Genomic DNA, 3108 nt, shown 5'->3' with positions numbered 1-3108 from the left:
CGCCACGACACCCGGGCCACGGGCATCTTCACCGTGCCGCCGTCGCCATTCCAGGCTTTCGGGTTGTCCGATCCTGATGTCCATACCGTGTTCGTGGATCCGCGCGGGCGCATCTGGCTGGGCCTGGGTACCGGCCACATCGATGTGCTTGACCTCGGAGCCAGCACCATGCGCCACGTGCGAGTGCCCGGCGACCAGGGCCAGCGCGACGTGCAGGCGTTCGCGGTGGCGCCGGATGGGGCGATCCTGGCAGGCTCCCAGGGGATCGCACGCATCGATCCGGACACCTTGCAGGTGCAGACCGGCCAGGTGCCCATGCTCGACGGCGAGATCATCCTGTCGATGGCGCGCGAGGGCGACCGGCTCCTTGCCGGCACCTACGACGGGCTTTTCGGTGTCGACCTTGGCCCAGGCCGGGCGCCTTATGCCGCGAACAATCTCAGTAACGAAACCGTGCGGGACATCACGCGCATGGATGGCCAATGGTGGCTATCGACGATCAATGGCATCAGCGTGTGGCCGGACGACGAGCCCGACTTCTTCACCTTGCGCCACGATCCGGCCCAACCGGGCAGCCTGCCGCAGAACTATATCGGCTCGATGGCGCTGGATTCGAATCGCCGGCTTTGGGTCGCCACCTACGGCGGCATCGCCTGGGTCGACCGCTGGACGCCGAAAGGCCCGTGGAATTTCCGTCACCTGGGGCTGGCCGAGGGCCTGGCCAGTGCGAAGGTCGACGCCGTGCTGGTCGATCGCCGCGACCGCGCCTGGGCGTCCCTGGCCCATGGGCTGGCGCGGGTCGACCCGGCCGACTTCAAGGTGGCCAACTTCGGCGCACGCGACGGCATGCGCGTGGCCAGTTACGAGCATCGTTCCGCTGCCGTGGGACCTCACGGCGAACTGCTGTTCGGCGGCCTCGGCGGCCTGACGGTAGTGTTGCCCGATGCGCCACCGGCGCGCGAGGGCGCCGAAGCTGTCACTGTCACAGGTGTGCTGCAGGGCGGCGACGAAACCCCGTACGGCCAACTGCCCGGCGACGGCGGCAGCATCGCGGTGGACAGCGATTCACGCAGCTTGCGCGTCGAATTCGCCCTGCTCGACTACGGCGTGGCAGGTGAGACACGCTACGCCTATCGCCTGGAGGGCTTTGATGCCGGTTGGGTGGACGTGGCTCGCGGCAATCCTGCCGCCGCGGTGTACACCAATCTTCCCGGTGGCCATTACACCTTGCATCTTCGTGCCGTCACCATCGGCGGCGCTTCGCGCACCATCGATGCCGCCGTGACCCTGGCCGTGGCGCCGCGCTGGTACGAATCGTGGTGGGCGCGCCTGCTGGTGGTGATTGCCCTGCTGGGCGTGGCACTGGGGCTTTCGGCGCTGCGCACGGTGTTCCTGCGGCGGCGGGCGAGAGTGCTACAGCATGAAGTGGATGCGCGCACGCGCGACCTACAGATAGCCAACGAACAACTCGACCGGCTTGCAGGTACCGATGAACTCACCGGTGCCTTCAACCGGCGCCGCTTCCTTGATCTGGCCGGCCGCGCCGTGGTCGATGCACAGTTGCATGACAAGCCGTTGAGCATGGTGCTGATCGACCTGGACAACTTCAAGGTGGTAAACGATACCTACGGCCACCTGGCGGGCGATGCGGTGATCCGCGCCGCGATGGACCTGACCGCGCGGCTATGCCGCGGTTCGGACCTGGTCGGCCGTTACGGCGGTGAGGAATTGATCATTTGCCTTCCGGGCACCGACGCCGAGGGCGCCTTCCAGCTGACCGAACGCATCCGCCAGGCGATGGCCGAACGTACCGTCATGGATGGCGGCCGAAGCATCACGGTGACCGCCAGTGCCGGCATCGCCGTGTGGCGGCGCGGGGAATCGCTCAATGGCATGCTGCGCCGCGCTGACAATGCGCTATACGCGGCCAAGCACGCCGGCCGCAACCGCACCGAGATCGACGAGGGCTAGTCGCGGAAATTGTCGAACTGCAGCGGTAGTTCGATATCCACCTTGCGCAGGATCGCCATCGCCGCCTGCAGGTCGTCGCGTTTCTTGCCGCTCACGCGCAATTTGTCGCCGTTGATCTGCGCCTCGACCTTGAGCTTGGCTTCTTTCATCGCGGCGATGAGCTTCTTGGCGATGGGTTGCTCGATACCCTGCTTGAGGGTGACCTTGCGCCGGGCACCGCCGAGGTTCACTTCCGGCTCGCCGATGTCCATGGCGCGGGCATCGATCTGCCGGGCCGCCAGGCGGGCCCGCAGGATGTCGAGCATCTGCTCGAGCTGGAAGTCGCTGGGTGCGCGCTGGTTGACCACGAAACCGTCCAGTTCGAAGCTTGCCTCCACATTGCGGAAGTCGAAGCGGGTGGAAAGTTCACGGTTGGCCTGGTCCACGGCATTGGTCAGTTCGTGCTTGTCGATTTCGGAAATGACGTCGAAGGAAGGCATGGTAAGAAAGTCATCCATCGTGGGGCGGGTCGTGTATGGTAGCGCGCCGAAGTCGACGATAATGGCCTGATGGCGACAAGCGACTATGACGTGCTGGTGATCGGCGCGGGCGCGGCGGGCATGATGTGCGCCATCGTCGCAGGATCCCGCGGACGGCGCGTGCTGGTACTGGACCACGCCAACAAGCCCGGCAAGAAGATCCTGATGTCCGGCGGCGGCCGCTGCAATTTCACCCATACCGGAACCACGCCGGCCCATTACCTCTCGGCCAACCCGCATTTCTGCAAGAGTGCCCTGGCGCGCTATACGCCCTGGGACTTCATCGCCATGGTCGACCGGCATCGCATCGCCTGGCATGAAAAAACCCCGGGGCAGCTGTTCTGCGACGACTCGGCCAAGCAAATCGTGGCCATGTTGCTGGCCGAATGCGCGCGGTCGGGGGCGCGCGTGGAAACTTCCGTACCGGTGTCCAACGTGCGTGCCCATGGTGATGGCTTCATGGTGGACACGCCGCAGGGTCACGTACGTTGCGCCTCGCTGGTGGTGGCCACCGGTGGGCTTTCGGTGCCGACCATGGGCGCCACGGCGTTCGGCTACGACCTGGCCCGCCAGTTCGGCCACGCCGCCAGGCGGCCGCCGATATCGCGTAATTCCGCGT

The 3108-nt window shown here is 66.0% G+C and carries 3 protein-coding genes; 2 read left to right on the top strand and 1 reads right to left on the bottom strand.

Annotated elements, in window-relative coordinates; translation table 11 throughout:
* On the top strand, nucleotides 1-1971 hold a 1971-nt coding region (locus tag VK519_RS14440; RefSeq protein WP_324350881.1), incomplete at its 5' end, for a ligand-binding sensor domain-containing diguanylate cyclase.
* Here VK519_RS14440 and VK519_RS14435 read toward each other — a convergent pair.
* A complete protein-coding gene (locus VK519_RS14435) occupies nucleotides 1968-2450 on the bottom strand; it encodes a YajQ family cyclic di-GMP-binding protein (RefSeq protein WP_250623555.1) in 483 nt (160 codons plus the stop codon). The two genes, VK519_RS14440 and VK519_RS14435, sit on opposite strands and share 4 nt — an antisense overlap.
* Nucleotides 2451-2519: 69 nt before the next feature.
* On the opposite strand from VK519_RS14435, the gene VK519_RS14430 reads away from it, so the two are divergent.
* On the top strand, nucleotides 2520-3108 hold a 589-nt coding region (locus VK519_RS14430; protein WP_324350878.1), incomplete at its 3' end, for an aminoacetone oxidase family FAD-binding enzyme.

It is taken from the genome of Pinirhizobacter sp. (genome assembly GCF_035317885.1).
Taxonomy (GTDB): domain Bacteria; phylum Pseudomonadota; class Gammaproteobacteria; order Xanthomonadales; family Rhodanobacteraceae; genus Pinirhizobacter.
The sequence above is the reverse complement of the archived record's forward strand: the minus strand, read 5'-3'. Positions and strand labels throughout refer to the sequence as shown.